We start from the raw sequence: 14823 nt of genomic DNA, 5'->3' as shown, positions 1-14823 counted from the left end.
TGGACGTGCGCGGTCAGCCTCGCACGGGCCATGGTGACGGCGGCGGCCAGACCGTTCGGGCCGCTGCCGACGGCGGCGGCGTCGGCGTCGGCGTCGGCGTCGGCGTCGGCGTCGGCGTCGGCGTCGGCGTCGGCGTCGGCGAGCGTCTTGCCAGCGCTTCCTCGGCAGCGAACTGCTGGCCGGCAAGCCGCCGATACACCTCGTCGGACTCGATGAGCTCCCGGTGGGTGCCGACCGCCCGCACGCGTCCCTCCTCCATCACGATGATGCGGTCGGCTTGCACGATGGTGGACAGCCGGTGCGCGATGGCCAGCACGGCGCACTCGCGAGCGGCTTCCGTCATCGCGTCGCGCAGCGCGGCCTCGGTGTCGCTGTCCAGATGCGCGGTGACCTCGTCCAGCAGGATCACCTCCGGCCGCTGCAGCAGCGTGCGGGCGATGGCGAGCCGCTGCCGCTGGCCGCCGGACAGGCCGGCGCCGCGCTCACCGAGCTCCGTGTCGAGCCCGTCGGGCAGCTCGGCGACGAAGCCCTCCAAGCTGGCGAGCCGCAGCGCGCGGGCGATGTCGGCGGCGCTGGCCCTGGGGTTCGCATACGTCAGATTCGCGCGGATCGTGCCGCGCAGCAGCGGCGTGTCCTGCTCGACATAGCCGACCAGCGACCGTAGTTCGGCGAGTCTGAGGGGGGCGATGTCGTGGCCCGCGACCTGGATCGTGCCGGAGTTCGGCCGGTAGAAGCGTTCGATGAGCTGGAACGTCGTCGTCTTGCCGGCGCCGGATGCACCAACGATCGCGGTCAGGCCGCGGCGCGGCAGGGTGAAGGAGACGTCCCGCAGCACCGGGGCGTTGTCGTGGTAGGAGAAGCTGACGTGCTCGAAGCGGACTGCGGGCGTCGGCGCCACCGCGGGCTCGTGTTCCTGCCGCTGCCCGGGTCCGGTGCCCGCTTCCCCTTCCTCCTCCTGCGGGATCGTTGCCAGTTCCGTCACACGCTGGACGGCGGCACGGCCCTGCTGGATCTGGCCGATCGCCAGGAAGAGCAGCACCAGCGGCGTCACCAGATAGAAGAGGTACATCACGAACGCAGTGAGGTCGGCGGCCGGCAGTGACCCCGTGGCGACTCGGGCCATGCCCCAAGAGATGACGACGGCGAGCGTGAGCTGAGTGCCGACGTTCATCGCCGGAGTGAGCAGCGAGCTGAGCCCGGCGACCCGGATCCCGCTGCGCCGCGCCCGGTCGGCCAGCCGTGCCAGCTCCTGGGTCTCCCGTTCCTCGGCGCGTGACGCCTTGACCGTGGTGAGGGCGCCGAGCACCCGCTGCAGGCCCGAGCCGAACGCTCCGATGCGCTCCCGGTTCCGCAGGGCGGCGATGCGCACCTGGCGGGCCAGCAGCACCGCGCCGCCACTGGCCAGGCCGAGGCAGCCGACGGTGGTGAGCAGCAGTTGCCAGTCGAGCCTTGCCATCAGCACGATGCCGCCGCCGACCATGAACACGGAGGTGGCCATCTGCGCCATCGCCTGGGCGATGACCAGGCAGGCGATGGAGGTGTCGGACACGGTGCGCGCGAAGACGTCACCGTGCTCCAGACGCGAGAAGTGCGGGATCTGGCTGCGCAGCAGGCGACCGCCGAGGGTGCGCCGGGCGTCGAAGACGATGTTCTCGCCTGCCCGGCCGATCGCGTAGGCATGTCCGGCGCTCAGGCCCGCGTCGGTGAGGAAGAACAGCACGATGAACGTGATGGGCCAGGCGATCGCCTTGTCCAGGGCCACGGCTTCGATCAGCCGGCCCAGCATCCAGGGCTGGGCGAGCTTGGCCGCCGCTCCGGCCAGGCCCATGCCCAAGCCGAGGGCCAGCAGAACCCAGTGGCGGCGGACCGTCTCCCGGAGGTTCATGCCGGCTTGAGGTAGGACGCGACGAACAGGCCGGACGCGGGAACGTAGTCGGCCCGCTGCCAGTCGCTGTAGTGGCCCTCGGGCCGCAGCCCGGAGTCCTGGGCGTAGAGATCCACCTCGTCCGGCGTGAGCAGGCGCGTGGTCTCGGTGCCGATGCGGTGGGTGCCGTTCGCCTCGAACAACAGGGTGGACACTTGCCAGATCTGGTTGTCCGCCATGAGTGTGGCGTGCATTTGGATGCCGGTGTCCGGCTCTGGGTAGGGCACGAACATCGTGGAGTGCGCCAGCCCCTGGTGCAGGATCACGACGCCGGGACGGTTGTGCGTCTCGATCAGCAGCCGGCCACCGGGGCGCAGGTGTTCGGCCGCGCGGGCGATGACTTCCCGCTGTCCCTCGTGGTCGAGGATCAGCGAGAGCGTGGAGCAGACGCAGTAGACGAGGCCGTACCGCCGCTCGGCGCGCCAGGTCCGGATGTCGCCGAGCTGTGCGGTCACCTCGCCCTCGTCGGCCTTCTTCTCCAGAGCCGCCAGCATCTCCGGCGAGGAGTCCACACCGGTGATCGGGCCGACCCGGTGCGACAGCGGCAACGCGATGCGGCCGGTGCCGACGCCGAGCTCCAGCGTGCCCCAATCCGGGTTGGGGTGGAATCCGGCCACCGCATCGACGGTGGCCCGCGTGAGCGCGTCGTTCTGGAAAATCCGGTCGTACCAGCCCGCGAATTGCCTGCCGTAGCCGATATCCGTGATCGTCATGAGTTCTCCGTTTCTGTGGTCACGGCGTGCCGGGGTGGCGCGTCCACGCGGTTCATGCGGCGAGGGCGGCGGTGGGCCGGGACGTGGCGGCCAGCTCGCGCCGACGCTGTGACAGCACGTAGTGGATCGCCGGATGCGTGGCGCCGAAGGCGAGAACGAACCGGTTGAGTCCCATGAACTCGCCGATGCCGAGGTGGAACGACGTCATCGTGGCGAGGTAGGCGCGGGCGGCGGGTTTGGGGAGCACGTAGACGAGGGGGAAGCCGCACTCGATGGCGATCGTGCCCCAGCACAGCGCCTTGGAGATCGCCGGGTAGCGGGTGAGGAACCGGTGGGCGCGCGGGTCCCCGTAGTTCTTGGTCCGCAACACCCCGGCCACGGCGTCTCCCTTCAGCCAGACCGGAGAGACGGCCTTCACCAGCCCAGAGGCGACGTAGGACAGCGAGGCCTCCAGCGCCAGCGTCCGCATGGCGAGGTCGTCGGCCTGCTCGCGTTCGCGGATCAGCCCGGTGGAGGCCATCGTGACGTTGATGACCTGCTGCAGTTGGTCGGCGCCGTCGCGGCCGAACGGAATGAAGGTGGACTGCGCGCTTTGCAGGGCGGCCAGCGTCGCGCCGCCTGCGATCCGCAGCGGCCGGTTCCTGGGCCACAGGAAGGTGGCCGCCGACACCGCGGCCTGCGTGCCGAAGACCGCGTAGGGGAACGCCCTGGACGCCAGCGCGCGGTTCACCTTGGGGTATCGCTTCGCGAGCCACGGGTGGAAGGCCTCGACCTGACTTCCCAGCAGGTCGCCTTTCACGAACCGCTTGTGCTGACTGAGTGTCTCCAGCGCCGCGATGAACGTTCCGGCGGAGGCGATGCGGCGTGCTGTGGTGGGTGGGTCCAGCTGGGCGAGGGACGAGGCCACCCGGGTCAGGTGACGTAACACGGGGTCTCCTTACGGCGGTGTTGCGGTGGGAATGATGTGCCGGGGACAGAACGGTGCCTGTCCCCGGCCGCCGGCTGTCCCGGCTGGTGAGGTCAGCGGTACGCGGTTCGCAGCTGGGCGTCAGTAGTTGTTGCGGTCGACGTAGTTGGCGATGTTCGCCGCCAGCATCCCCGTCGCAACGGCGAAGACCTCGGTGACGAGGACGGTGGTCGGGGTGGCCATCACGGGGTCCGCGGGGGTGTCCAGACGGGCGGCGTCGGTCTCCGAGAGCATCCCCGGCGCGACGTCTGTCAGGGACTGGTTGGCGAACTGGGCAACGAGAGACATCTGGTCCCTTTCTTCGTGATCCTTGTGGCAGATCTCTTGGTGGTCTTTTCCGATGGAGCAGTGACTGCCCCCCAGCGGGGCGTGACGCCCGTTTCGGCTGGGGGTTCCGCTCTCCCGCGCGAACACGGCGGCGTGAGGGCGAAACTTCCGGCCGAAGCGGTCCTACCGTGCGGCTGCGTTCGCGAGCGACGGGTCGCGGAGGGGAAGGTGCTCGGAGGCGAAGAGCGGCTCTACCGCGTGTCGCTCACGCTCGGGGTGGGCACGCAGCAGCATGAACTGGGTGTGGTCGGCGCCCGGTTCGTGCGGTATTCGCGTGGTCAGGTAGCCCTGGAGGATCCGATAGCCGGGGCTGGAGACGATCTGGCCCATGTCCGCGGACGACTCGTTGGCCACCTTGATGATGACCTGGAGCGCGTCGAAGAGGACCTTGGGCGCGCGGTTGCCCGCGTTCCAGGCCAGGGCGTACCAGGGCCGGTCCGGGGTCACCTCGATCTCCCTCCAGGGGGCCGTCGTGCCGCCGGTGATGTCCCGGTAGAGCAGGTGCGAGTCCGACACCCCGGGATTGGGGCCGAAGAACCTCCAGTTGGGTGCCCGGAAGAGGCGCAGGGGGCCTTTCGCGAGCAGGTGGTCGAACCTGCTGTCGGGAAGCTGGCCGGCGGCGGTGCTGACCAGCCACGCCGCAAGCCCGGTGGACACCGCTGTGTACACGGCACGCTGCCCCTTCATGCCCTGCTCCCGGGAACGATCAGCTCGGCGAGGGTCTTCGCGTGTATCTCCTCCGCGACGACTCCCATGTGGTCGGCGTCCTCACACACGTGGTGACAGGAGAATTCCGACAGCTCCAGCATCCGTTCCTGCGACGTGCGGTGCTTCACGGCACTGCGCGTGCCCTGCAGCGCCGTCACCACGTGCAGCGGAACGGTCAGCCTCTCAACCGGAGGATAGGCACGCGCCGCCATGTACTCGCGGTACGCGGTGGCCCACACGCTCGGCATGGCGTGGTACGCGGTGAGGCTTTCCTTGATGTCCTCGGCGTAGTGCTCGCGAGCCGGGGTCATCGGACGCAGGACGTTGAGCCCGGAGGCGGCCCACAGGCATTCCAGCAGCAGCCGCTGCTGCGTCCACCGGTCGGGGAGCTCGCCGAGGCCGGCCTGCAGGTCGGCGATGATCGTGGGATCCACCATCACCACGTGGGACAACCCCGCGTCGCCACGCGACTCGGCGTACGCGGCGGCCAGGTAGCCGCCGATGGAATGCCCGGCCATCACGACGGGCAGCCCGTCGAGGTAGCGCTCACGCAGCTCATCGACGATCCGGAGCTGTTCTTCCAAGGTGGCCTCCGGCCGCGGGCTGCTGAGCCCGTGGCCCGGCCGGTTGTAGCCCACGCAGGCGGCACTTTCGGGCAGGTGCTCGCGCACCCAGGCCCACTGCTCATGCGGAAGGCCAAGGCCGTTGAAGAAGATCACACCGAATTCGGCGTCCGGCGGCCGCCGTTGATCGATCTCGACCACACTGCCATCGGCGCGAGTCATCGTGGAAAACGCCGCCATCCGTCGGCGCTTCCCGAGAAACCGCGTCCGCGCACCGGTCGCCCAACTGCCGACGCACAGCGCCACCACGCCGATGGCGAACTTCCGTTCGATCGACATCGCCTTCACTACTGGCACGCCCATCCTCTCTCCTCTTGCGTCCCAAGAGCCGATCGTGATCCCGGCCGGACGGTGGTCGCACCCGAAGGCGGTTCAGCCGGCCACTGGTGCGTCAGCCGACCGGGCTGGGCCCGTACGCATGGGCCCGCCATGTGTCTCGCCGTGTCGTATCGACGGTTCGGCCGACCGGGCACCACAGAGACTGCTGACCGCGGCGGGCCGAAGCAACGGCAGCCGGCTGTCCCGGACAGACGCGGACTGTCCGGGCTGGCCAGGGCCTGTCCGGATTGCGCCCCGTGCGTCATGACCACAGCAAGACGACGCCGTCGGAAACCCGGGGAAGTTGTCGCCGTACGAAGCCCGAGACACTGTCGGCGTAGGAGTCCCGCATGGCTCAACACTGTCGCTGCGAGTCCATCTTCGTCTTTTTCCAGTACTCGGTCACCGCTCTCACGTTGGCGTCGGAGGAGGCAGGGGCTGCCTGTGCGGCGGCTGTACCACCCGTCAGCAGGGCGGTTCCCAGTGCGGCGCCGGTGAGCCATGTTCGTGCACGCATAATTTCCTTTTCTGCGGACCTCTTCACCCCATGCGGGCGTGGTCGGGCTGCCTGTACAACCGCGGTCATCACGCCTGCGACAACCGCTGTTCCACCGTGGTCGACCGGCCTGGAAGAAACCTTCGACGAACCTTCGATCGCGTGGGCCAAGGGGCGCCGGACCACCGCAACGAGCCCTCGGATCCCTCCGCACGTACTCCACGGCCTCCTCGTCGAGCGCATGGCCGCAGTGCAGATCGCGACGCTGTGGACGCGGTCCGGTGGCGCCATGCCCTCCAACGCTCGGGAAAGCCCCGTCCCCCGCGCGGCGGGCCCTGGGTATGCGCCATCCCAGGGCCCGCCGTCTCCAGCCCTTGCGACGACGTCAACTGGTCGAAGCCGGCCGCCAATCACAGTCTTCGCGTCCACGTCGACAAGTTGGGCGACCTGCCGCGGGCTGAGAGACTCGCCACGCATCTCGGCGGCACCGTGCTGGGGGCCGTCCAGCACGGCTGGTGAGGGCCGGGCGTGGCGGCAGGGCGGGCGGCACGGGACGATGGTTGGCGTAGGCCAGCGGCGCGGGAAGGGCGCAGAACCGGTTCCGCGCGTCCTTGTCCGGCCAGCTCCGAGCAGCCCGATCAGGGAACGAGTCGGGATCGGCGGCACCCGGGGGAAGAGACCGCCCCATCCCCACCTCGGTGCGGCCGTAAGGCCGCTGGTGGGAGTCCAGGCCCTCCCAGAAGTGGTTCCCCAAGCAGCGGGCAGCTCGATCCGGTCCTGGTGGCCGGAGAGCCAGGCCCCAGACGCTCACGGCGGTCCGAGGCCGGCCCCGGAGCCACCACTGCACGCGGCCACCGCCCTCGAACGGGCTCGCGCGAGAGGCGCTCCGGCCGAGCGCCACTGCGGCGCGCCACCCCGACAGAGGACCACAAGCTCTGCCTCCGGCTCACCCGCTTGCCACTGCGTGCCCGGGTGAACGGCCCCACCGGTCTCTTCGCTGGCGACCCCGGAAGGCAGGCTCCCTCGCCCATGCTCGTATCACGAGAATCCGGTCTTTGCTCGCGTCCCGAAGCTCCGGCTTCGCACGCGGAGTTGAAAGAAGGTGCGGGCCCGCACCGCGGCAACGCCCCGGGACGGAACCACGGTTGCCGGACCGCACGCGGCACGAACCGTACGAGGAAGCCAGGGAAGGGAACGTCGAAGACCGCGCGCACACGACCAGGCAGGAACTGCGCGAGGCTCTCGGCGACGGAGGAGGCAGGCGATGACCACTGCGCGAGAAATCACGACCGGAGGCGCCGAACGCATCGGTGCGGACGAGTCCGTACTGCGCGCGGCACGGAAAATGGCGGACATGGATGTCGGCGCGCTGCCCGGACCCGGCTGCAGGTAAGGACGCCGAGGCCACGACCGCCGGGGAACTGGCGCAGGGCGAAGCCGTCACGATCGGAGCCGACGACGACGCCTCCGCCATCCTGCGCGCCATGGCCGACCACCGGGTCCGTCGGCTGCCCGTGGTCGACGGGCACCGCCTCGTCGGCATGATCGCCCAGGCCGGTGTCGCCCGCGCCCGCCGGACCCCCAGCTCGGTGACCTCCTGGAAGCGCTGTCCACCGACTGCTGGGCGCTATCGCACCAACACGGGGGGGGTTCGCCGACGTGGAGCGGTTGTGGTCACGCCCTGTGGTTCAGTGCGCGGCGTGCCCCGTATGCGGTGGCCCGGCGGCGAGCACCGCGGCATCGGCGCGCTGGAGGCGGCGGCAGGGCGAAGGCCAAGACGAAGCGGTTGGCCAGGCCGACGAATGGGCACGTGCCCCCAACACAACGGGCCTGTTGGACAGACAGGTTCCTAGTGCCGTGACCGGCAAGGTTTGCCCGGAAGGAGCGTCGTCCGGTGCGTGCGATCGCAAGGCGGCCGGAAGCCCTCGAATGGGGTCTCCCCTGCTCGAACGAAGTCGAGAGCTCGGGGAGGTGCCGGGCGGCGCGACGGGTCAAACGTTGCCGGGAGCGGCACTAGACTATGAGACGTGGCCCGGCCCAACGAGGAGGTCGAGGAACTCCTTCAGGAGTACGCGGACCTCGTCGCCATCACCGGAGGTGACGCGTTCAAGGCGCGCGCCTACGAAAAGGCCGCCCGTGCGATCGGCGGCTACCCCGCCGATGTCTCCCACCTCGATGTTGCGGGCCTGAAAGAGATCCCGGGCGTCGGCAAGTCGATCGCCGAGAAGGTCACCGAGTACTTCCGCACCGGCGAGGTCACGCTGGTCGAGGAGACGCGGGCCAGGATTCCCGCAGGGGTGAGGCAGCTCATCACCATCCCCACCCTCGGCCCCAAGAAGGCAATGACCCTCTACGAGGACCTGCACATCTCCTCAGTGGCCGAGCTGGCCGACGCCATCAAGGCAGAGAAGCTGCGCGACCTGAAGGGCTTCGGGAAGAAGACCGAGGAGAACATCCTGCGCGGTATCGCCCTCATGCAGCAGGCAGGAGGGCGGATCCCGCTGGGCTCGGCCATGGAGACCGCCGAGGAGACCGTAGCCGAACTCTCACGCATCACCGGCTGCGAGAACTGCGCATACGCCGGATCCCTGCGCCGCATGAAGGAAACCATCGGAGACATCGACATCCTGGTCGCCGCCGGCCGGTCGGGCGCCTTCATGGACGCGCTCGCCGGACTGCCCTCCACCGCCGAGGTCATCACACACGGCGAGAAGAAGACCTCGATCCGCACGGTCAAGGGCCTCCAGGTCGACCTGCGCGTCGTGCGACCCGACTCCTGGGGCGCCGGCCTGCAGTACTTCACCGGCTCGAAGGCGCACAACATCCGCACCCGCACGATCGCCGTCCACCAGGGCCTGAAGCTCTCCGAGTACGGGCTGTTCGAAACCGAGGGCGGGAAGCGGGTCGCCTCCCGGACCGAGGACGAGGTGTACGCCCGACTCGGCCTGCCGTGGATCCCGCCCACGCTGCGCGAGGACCGCGGCGAGATCGAAGCCGGTCTGCGTGGCGAACTGCCCGAGGTCGTGGCGGAGGACGACATCAGAGGCGACCTGCACACTCACACCGACCTCACCGACGGCCTCGCCCCGCTGGAGGAGATGGTGGCGGCGGCGGCCGAGCGGGGCTACGCCTACTACGCGGTCACCGACCACGCACCGGACCTGTACATGCAGCGCATGACCGACGAGAAGATCCTCGCCCAGCGCGAGCAGGTGCGGTCGCTGGACGGCAGGCACCACGGGATACGGCTGCTGCACGGCACCGAGCTCAACATCGGGCCCGAGGGGGAGGTGGACTGGCCCGACGAGTTCCTCCGAGGCTTCGACATCTGCGTGGCCTCCGTGCACTCCCACTTCAGCATGAGCCGCAAGACGATGACGGCGCGGATCGTGAGCGCCTGCGAGAACCCTCACGTCAACATCATCGGACACCCCACCACCCGCCTCATCGGTAAACGGCTGGGCATCGACGCCGACCTCGACGAGGTGTTCGCCGCGTGCGCCCGCACCGGCACGGCCCTGGAGATCAACGCCCAGCCCGACCGCCTCGACCTGGGCGACGAGGACATCCGCCGCGCCAGGAGTCACGGGGCGAAGTTCGCCGTCGACAGCGACGCCCACTCGATCCCCCAGCTCGCGTGCCTCCGCTACGGAATCGGCACGGCACAGCGCGGATGGCTCACCTCGGACGATGTGATCAACACGTGGCCACTGAGGCGGCTACGCCGGTTCCTGTGCAAAGACCGGACGGACTGAGGACGCGCGCTGCCGACGCGCAGGGGCACGACGGCCGTCCCGCTCGCGCCGCGTCCCGGCCCGCTCCCGCCGTCCGCAGCCCCGCCTCCGCCAGGGCGTCGAGCGTCTCGTCGAGACCGCGCGGGCCGAAGTCGAGCACATGGTTGTTGGCCAGCGCGCAGACGTCCGGGCGGGCCGCGGCCAGGCAGGGCAGGTTGGCCGGGCTCATCCGGCAGTGGACGTCCTTGCCGCGCGAAGTCCCCGTCGCCGGTGACCGCGGTCTCCAGATTGACCACCCGCACGTCGGGGGCCGCGCGGTCCAGGACCGCCAGCGCCTCACCCCACGGCCGACGGAAGCCCACCGGCCGGGGAATCCGCCCCGCCGCCTGCCGCCGCCCGGCCCGAATGCGATGCCGCATGTCACCGCTCCCTCGCTGTGCCGCCGGCCGCGCCACACGCATGCCCGGCCGCCGAGAAGGAGACGCGATACGAGGCGCCTTACGGGATACCAGGGCCGGCCTCTTACCCTGGTGGGCCGGGAGGCTCTTCCAGAACGCTCCAGGCGATGGGGCCGCCGAGCAGGTCGGCCATCCGGCGGAAGACGTCCATGAACATGTCGTCGACGGTCAGGACCCCGATGACCCGCCGTTCGTCAAGGACAGGCAGGCGGCGCACACCGCACCGGCGGAAGATCCGGTATGCCTCCTGCGCCCCGTCATTCACATCCACCGTGATCACCGGGCTCGACATCGCACCACTCACAGGGGACTCGGGGTCCAGACCTCTGGCCAGGACGCGCAGAGCGAGGTCGCGGTCGGTGACTATCCCGGACGGGAACCCACTCTCCGTCATCACTACGGCACCGACGCCGTGCGCGTCCATCAACCGGGCCACATCCCGCAGAGACGTCGCAGGCGCGGCGGTCACCGCCGGTGAACTCATCAGTTCGGAGACCCTCATCACCGGGTTCCCCTCTCACGTCGTCCGACCGTCTTGGCGTCACTTCGCCCGCTCCTCCCAGTAGCTCGATGTGCCCGCATGGTCCGCCGGCCGAGCGGGCAGGGTGGCCAGGCCAAACCGGGCCGTTCCCGGCGACGGCCACCGCGGCGCTCACGTCGACGGATGCCATGGGGGATGCGAGCTGCCTCCTCAAGGGCGAGGGGGATACAGCGCAGAGTGGGCACCCGAGTTGGCCACACGGGCGCTCGCGCCGGATGGAAGCACATCAAGGACCCCTGCAATCGCGGCACGGGGTCTCCTGTTCAGCCCCTGGACCCGAGTCTCCCTCCGGGAGAAAGCCCTGTCGCGCCGGGCCGGGCGGGCCTGCGGGCTGTCGCATCCGCCCGGCGGCAGGCTGATCGGGCCGGTCGGACACTCGCCGGGTGGGTGACGGGTCCGGGCCACGTTCGACGAAACGCCGCCGCCCGGTGCGAACCGTCGAACCTGCGCAAGGCCATCACCGGGGAGCGCAACGAAGCGACCGGTCCGTACCCGGGGCTCGCCAAGCGGGCCGCGACCGTCGGCGAAGCCGTCGCCGCCGGCTACTTCCGCGACACCGCCGCCGATGAGACCAGGCACGCAGCGGCCTTCCAGCAGGCACTCAACCAGCTGCACCGACTCCTCGATGAGCCGCGAGACCGGCCGGAAGCAGCCCGCCCCGGTTCCGCCGTACCCAGCACACCGCCACCCGCCTCGGGCAGTGGCGCACCTGGTACGAACAGGACCACCCGTCGCTCCAGGACATCGCCGACCGCGAAGAAGACCAGTCTCGCCACTGTGCGTCTTGCCTTCCTCAAGAACGGGATCCCGCTGCGCCCCGCCGGGTCCTGTCCGGGCCGCCCTCGGCGGAAGTGATCCTCCCTGTCCGGGGAGCGGCCATGGGGGCCTCCTCCCGACTACTCGGGCAGAGGCCGGTCGTCGATCACGTTCTTCATGACGAGGGTGGAAGTCAGGCGCTGGACCCCGGGCAGCCGGGCGAGCTGCTGGTCGTACAGCTGCTGGAAGGCGGCGAGGTCGGCTGTGGCGACTCGCAGGAGGTAGTCGGGTTCGCCGAACAGGCGCTGTGCCTGGAGCACGTGTGGGACGGCGGACACGGCCTCTTCGAAGGCGGTGACGGTGTCAGCGTCCTCCCAGCGCAGGGTGACGAAGACAAGGGCTTCGAAGTTCAGGCCGACGGCGGCCGGGTCGACGACGGCGCGGTAGCCGCGGATGGCGCCCTCGCGTTCGAGGTCGCGCAGTCTGCGGTGGCAGGGCGAGACGCTGAGCTGCACGCGGGCAGCCAGCTCGGTGATCGTCAGGCGGCCGTCGAGCTGTAGCTCGGTAAGAATATTCCGGTCCAAGGCGCCCATGGAGAAGATTCTCCCCCATATCGCGCGATCGCGGGGTAAGGACGCAAACAGCTTCGGGCATATCCGGCCTAACCTTCCCTCCAGAGCAAGAAGTGCGAGAGGGAACGATCATGGACACGACGACGCTGGCGGCCTTCCTTTCTGTGGACCTGCTGCTGGTGTTCACTCCGGGCGCGGACTGGGCCTACGCGATCTCCGCCGGACTGCGGGGACGCTCGGTCGTCCCAGCCGTCACAGGGCTGATCGCCGGACACGCGGCCTATGCGCTCGTGGCCGTCGCGGGCCTGGCGGTGATCGTGGCGAGCTCCCCAGCGGCGCTCACCACCCTGACCGTGGCAGGTGCCGGTTACCTGCTGTGGCTGGGCTGGGGCGTTCTGCGGCAGCCGGCCGTTCCGGCGGCTGCTGGAGACAGCGCGGGCGCCTCCCGGCTGCAGGTCATGCTCAAGGGGGCCGGGATCAGCAGCCTGAACCCGAAGGCGCTGCTGCTGTATTTCTCGCTGTTCCCGCAGTTCATCGACCCTGTCACGGGCTGGCCGGTCGCCGCGCAGACCGGTCTGCTCAGCACGATGCACCTGACCGCGTGCGCCGTCGTCTACCTGGCCGTCGGCGTCCTGGCCCGCACGGTCCTGAGCGCCCGACCCACGGCTGCCCAGGTCGTCACCCGCATCAGCGGTGCCATGATGATCGCCATCGGCGCCTTCCTGCTGGTGGAACGCCTGGCCGGCTGAGGAACCCGTTCCGCTCCACCCGATTTACTCACCCGAAGGAGAGCACGCACGCGGAAGACCGGATGCAGCACGAACAGGCGAGCCCCGCGGTGCAGAAGCGCGTCCAGGAAAGCTTCGACCTGCAGGGCCTGATGTCCCACCTCGGAGCACGGATCACCCGCATCGGCCCCGGCCGCGTACACATCGCGCTCCCGGCCCGCCCCGAGATGACCCAGCAGCACGGCTACATCCACGCCGGCGCCATCAGCGCCATCGCCGACAGCGCCGGCGGCTATGCCGCGCTCACCCTGTTCGACGAGGAATCCGAGGTCCTCACCGTCGAATACAAGATCAACCTCCTCGCGCCCGCTGCCGACGACCATCTCGAAGCGATCGGCACCGTCCTCAAACCCGGACGCACCCTGACCGTCTGCCAGCTGGAGGTCTACGGCGTCCAGGCCGACGGCGTCCGCAAGCTCGTCGCCAACGGCCAGCAGACCCTGATCCGCGTCAACAGGACCGCCGGATGACTCCCCAGCCGCCCACTCCGGCCCTGCCGTCCTGGCTGACCTGGTGGCAGCGCCCCTTCCCGGACGCCAACACCCTCCTGCTGCCCGGACAACGACCGGCCCTGATCGACACCGGCTTCGTCGGCCACGCCGACGAGACCGCCGCCTGGGCTCGCGCACATGCCGGGAACATCGACCTGGTCGTCAACACCCACTGGCACTCCGACCACGTCGGCGGCAACGCCCTCCTCCAGGCCCAGGGCGCCGGCATCGCCGCAGGAACCCCGGAGGCCGAGGCGATCTCCCGCCGGGGACCCCGGCTGCTGCGCCGCCGAGTACCTGGACCAGCCGGTCGCCCCGTACACCGTGGACGTCCCGCTCGACGACGGCCAGGTCCTACGGCTGGGCGATGCCGACTGGGAAGTCGTCCGCACCCCCGGCCACACTCCGGGCCATCTGGCGTTGTGGCAGCCGGAGGAGCGGCTGCTCGTGGTCGGTGACGCGCTGTCGGACTACGACGTCGGCTGGGTCAACCTCGCCCTCGACGGTCCCGACGCGGCCGCCACTGCGCTCGCCTCCCTCAAACGGATGGCCGACCTCGCCCCCACCCGGATCCTCCCCTCCCACGGCCCGATCCCCGCCGACTCCGCAGCCGCGTTCGCCGCCGCCCTGCTCCGTGCCCAGCGGCTCGTCGACGACCCGACCGGAGCAGTCTGGTACGGCGCCCGGCGGATCTTCGCGTTCGCCCTGATGATCCGCGCCGGCATCCCGGCCGACGAGGTCGAGTCGTACCTCCACGACCGTGCCTGGCTGACCGACGCCGCCCGCCTCCTGGACGTGACCCCCGAGGTCCTCGCCGCCGAACTGGTCACGACCATGCTCGGCAGCGGTGCCATAGTCCTGCGCGACGGCCGTATCCACGCCGCCGCCGACCACACCCCTGTGGCGCCCGAAGCGTTGTCCCTTCCCTACCCCCGAGCCTGGCCGGCGACCGAGCCGCACTGACACCTTGGAACGTGGGGCGGGCGAGCGGCCTCCAGCCACTCGCCCGCCCCTCGTGCGTCCGCTCCGGTCGGAAGGCGTGCTCCGGTACCGGGAACGTCCCCGCCGCCACGTCGGTCGCGAAGTCCCGGGCCGCCTCGCGCAGTACATCGTGCACATCGGCGTACTGCTTCACGAAGCGCGGCAGCCGCCCCACCCGCAGGCCCCGCCATGTCCTGCCAGACCAGCACCTGCGCGTCGCACCCGTTTCTCGCGCCGAGTGGCAGCATGTACGAGACGACTTCCATCGCCGTCGGCTGCGCCTGGGCACTGGGTGCCCAGAGCGGTACCAACGTGCCAGCAAGAGCAGCCGCTAGTAGTGCTTGGTCAGGTTGGTATTGGGGTGGGTATGTCGCGGTGGCAGGTGGGGCAGGCGCCGGTCCAGACCGCGAGCAGGGTCTGCAGTTC

At 70.0% G+C, this 14823-nt stretch carries 13 protein-coding genes and 3 pseudogenes; 6 read left to right on the top strand and 10 right to left on the bottom strand.

Going from position 1 to position 14823, the window contains the following annotated elements:
• Positions 1-13 precede the first annotated feature (13 nt).
• The 7 genes from AB0E67_RS32430 to AB0E67_RS32400 all read right to left on the bottom strand — a co-directional run bounded on the left by AB0E67_RS32430 (position 14) and on the right by AB0E67_RS32400 (position 6097).
• Complete coding sequence (locus tag AB0E67_RS32430; protein WP_362033568.1) at positions 14-1885, bottom strand: ABC transporter ATP-binding protein; 1872 nt, start codon at positions 1883-1885, stop codon at positions 14-16.
• On the bottom strand, positions 1882-2637 hold the full coding sequence (locus tag AB0E67_RS32425; RefSeq protein ID WP_362033566.1) for a class I SAM-dependent methyltransferase: 756 nt from the start codon (positions 2635-2637) through the stop codon (positions 1882-1884). Before AB0E67_RS32425 ends, AB0E67_RS32430 begins: the two co-directional genes overlap by 4 nt.
• Positions 2638-2689: 52 nt before the next feature.
• Positions 2690-3565: a hypothetical protein gene (locus AB0E67_RS32420; protein WP_362033563.1), complete on the bottom strand. Its 876-nt coding sequence runs from the start codon at positions 3563-3565 to the stop codon at positions 2690-2692.
• 120 nt (positions 3566-3685) lie between these two features.
• Positions 3686-3892 carry a linaridin-like RiPP gene (locus AB0E67_RS32415; protein WP_362033561.1) on the bottom strand — a complete coding sequence of 69 codons (207 nt, stop codon included), beginning with the start codon at positions 3890-3892 and terminating at the stop codon, positions 3686-3688.
• A gap of 162 nt (positions 3893-4054) precedes the next feature.
• The gene (locus AB0E67_RS32410) at positions 4055-4618 is read right to left on the bottom strand and encodes a hypothetical protein (RefSeq protein ID WP_362033558.1); all 564 of its coding nucleotides are present in this window, start codon (positions 4616-4618) and stop codon (positions 4055-4057) included.
• On the bottom strand, positions 4615-5541 hold the full coding sequence (locus AB0E67_RS32405) for an alpha/beta hydrolase (RefSeq protein ID WP_362033556.1): 927 nt from the start codon (positions 5539-5541) through the stop codon (positions 4615-4617). Before AB0E67_RS32405 ends, AB0E67_RS32410 begins: the two co-directional genes overlap by 4 nt.
• 394 nt (positions 5542-5935) lie before the next feature.
• On the bottom strand, positions 5936-6097 hold the full coding sequence (locus AB0E67_RS32400) for a hypothetical protein (RefSeq protein ID WP_362033554.1): 162 nt from the start codon (positions 6095-6097) through the stop codon (positions 5936-5938).
• A gap of 1243 nt (positions 6098-7340) precedes the next feature.
• Here AB0E67_RS32400 and AB0E67_RS32395 point away from each other — a divergent pair.
• Positions 7341-7694: pseudogene (locus tag AB0E67_RS32395) on the top strand (CBS domain-containing protein); the annotation flags it as partial.
• Between the two features lie 409 nt (positions 7695-8103).
• Complete coding sequence (gene polX / locus AB0E67_RS32390; protein ID WP_362033551.1) at positions 8104-9831, top strand: DNA polymerase/3'-5' exonuclease PolX; 1728 nt, start codon at positions 8104-8106, stop codon at positions 9829-9831.
• Between the two features lie 31 nt (positions 9832-9862).
• On the opposite strand, the pseudogene AB0E67_RS32385 reads toward polX, so the two are convergent.
• Positions 9863-10193 (bottom strand): annotated as a pseudogene (locus AB0E67_RS32385) (CapA family protein); the annotation flags it as partial.
• Positions 10194-10332: 139 nt separating this feature from the next.
• A complete protein-coding gene (locus AB0E67_RS32380) occupies positions 10333-10770 on the bottom strand; it encodes a CBS domain-containing protein (RefSeq protein ID WP_362033549.1) in 438 nt (145 codons plus the stop codon).
• A 426-nt stretch (positions 10771-11196) separates the two neighbouring features.
• Here AB0E67_RS32380 and AB0E67_RS32375 point away from each other — a divergent pair, with 426 nt between their 5' ends.
• Positions 11197-11664 (top strand): ferritin family protein, encoded by a 468-nt coding sequence (locus AB0E67_RS32375; protein WP_362033547.1) that lies wholly within the window; start codon positions 11197-11199, stop codon positions 11662-11664.
• A 41-nt stretch (positions 11665-11705) separates the two neighbouring features.
• On the opposite strand, the gene AB0E67_RS32370 is transcribed toward AB0E67_RS32375, so the two are convergent.
• Positions 11706-12158 carry an Lrp/AsnC family transcriptional regulator gene (locus AB0E67_RS32370; RefSeq protein ID WP_362033544.1) on the bottom strand — a complete coding sequence of 151 codons (453 nt, stop codon included), beginning with the start codon at positions 12156-12158 and terminating at the stop codon, positions 11706-11708.
• A gap of 110 nt (positions 12159-12268) precedes the next feature.
• On the opposite strand from AB0E67_RS32370, the gene AB0E67_RS32365 reads away from it, so the two are divergent.
• The 3 genes and pseudogenes from AB0E67_RS32365 to AB0E67_RS32355 all read left to right on the top strand — a co-directional run bounded on the left by AB0E67_RS32365 (position 12269) and on the right by AB0E67_RS32355 (position 14379).
• Positions 12269-12886, top strand: coding sequence for a LysE family translocator (locus AB0E67_RS32365; protein WP_362033541.1), 618 nt, complete (start codon positions 12269-12271; stop codon positions 12884-12886).
• Positions 12887-12948: 62 nt separating this feature from the next.
• Positions 12949-13395: a PaaI family thioesterase gene (locus tag AB0E67_RS32360; protein ID WP_362033539.1), complete on the top strand. Its 447-nt coding sequence runs from the start codon at positions 12949-12951 to the stop codon at positions 13393-13395.
• Positions 13392-14379: pseudogene (locus AB0E67_RS32355) on the top strand (MBL fold metallo-hydrolase). Before AB0E67_RS32360 ends, AB0E67_RS32355 begins: the two are co-directional and overlap by 4 nt.
• Positions 14380-14823 lie beyond the last annotated feature (444 nt).

It is taken from the genome of Streptomyces sp. NPDC032161, assembly GCF_040636995.1.
Taxonomy (GTDB): domain Bacteria; phylum Actinomycetota; class Actinomycetes; order Streptomycetales; family Streptomycetaceae; genus Streptomyces.
Note: the sequence above shows the minus strand (reverse complement) of the source record. Positions and strands in the feature narration are given on the sequence as shown.

Bases quoted from the DNA above. Each gene is read 5' to 3' on its own strand.
- AB0E67_RS32430 (WP_362033568.1), bottom strand. From the start codon at position 1,885: ATGAACCTCCGGGAGACGGTCCGCCGCCACTGGGTTCTGCTGGCCCTC.
- AB0E67_RS32425 (WP_362033566.1), bottom strand. From the start codon at position 2,637: ATGACGATCACGGATATCGGCTACGGCAGGCAATTCGCGGGCTGGTAC.
- AB0E67_RS32415 (WP_362033561.1), bottom strand. From the start codon at position 3,892: ATGTCTCTCGTTGCCCAGTTCGCCAACCAGTCCCTGACAGACGTCGCG.
- AB0E67_RS32410 (WP_362033558.1), bottom strand. From the start codon at position 4,618: ATGAAGGGGCAGCGTGCCGTGTACACAGCGGTGTCCACCGGGCTTGCG.
- AB0E67_RS32405 (WP_362033556.1), bottom strand. From the start codon at position 5,541: ATGTCGATCGAACGGAAGTTCGCCATCGGCGTGGTGGCGCTGTGCGTC.
- AB0E67_RS32400 (WP_362033554.1), bottom strand. From the start codon at position 6,097: ATGCGTGCACGAACATGGCTCACCGGCGCCGCACTGGGAACCGCCCTG.
- AB0E67_RS32380 (WP_362033549.1), bottom strand. From the start codon at position 10,770: ATGAGGGTCTCCGAACTGATGAGTTCACCGGCGGTGACCGCCGCGCCT.
- AB0E67_RS32370 (WP_362033544.1), bottom strand. From the start codon at position 12,158: ATGGGCGCCTTGGACCGGAATATTCTTACCGAGCTACAGCTCGACGGC.
- AB0E67_RS32365 (WP_362033541.1), top strand. From the start codon at position 12,269: ATGGACACGACGACGCTGGCGGCCTTCCTTTCTGTGGACCTGCTGCTG.
- AB0E67_RS32360 (WP_362033539.1), top strand. From the start codon at position 12,949: ATGCAGCACGAACAGGCGAGCCCCGCGGTGCAGAAGCGCGTCCAGGAA.